The 281-nt window shown below is 58.7% G+C and carries 1 protein-coding gene; it reads right to left on the reverse strand.

Annotated features, from left to right (window positions below):
- Positions 1-281 (reverse strand): hypothetical protein (locus A7A69_RS06340; protein ID WP_187349181.1); only part of this gene is annotated, 281 nt, incomplete at both ends.

Below are 281 nucleotides of genomic sequence, written 5' to 3' on the forward strand. Positions count from 1 at the left end.
GTTCCACCCGTTTCGCCTGTACCTCCAGTTCCACCCGTTTCACCTGTACCTCCAGTTCCACCAGTTTCGCCTGTACCTCCAGTTTCGCCTGTACCTCCAGTTCCACCTGTACCTCCGGTTCCACCAGTTTCGCCTGTACCCCCGGTTCCACCTGTACCGCCAGTTCCACCAGTTTCGCCTGTACCTCCAGTTCCACCCGTTTCACCTGTACCTCCTGTTCCACCTGTGCCTCCGGTTCCACCCGTTTCACCTGTACCTCCTGTTCCACCTGTGCCTCCGGT

Source organism: Acinetobacter guerrae, from assembly GCF_009372255.1.
Classification (GTDB): Bacteria; Pseudomonadota; Gammaproteobacteria; order Pseudomonadales; family Moraxellaceae; genus Acinetobacter; species Acinetobacter guerrae.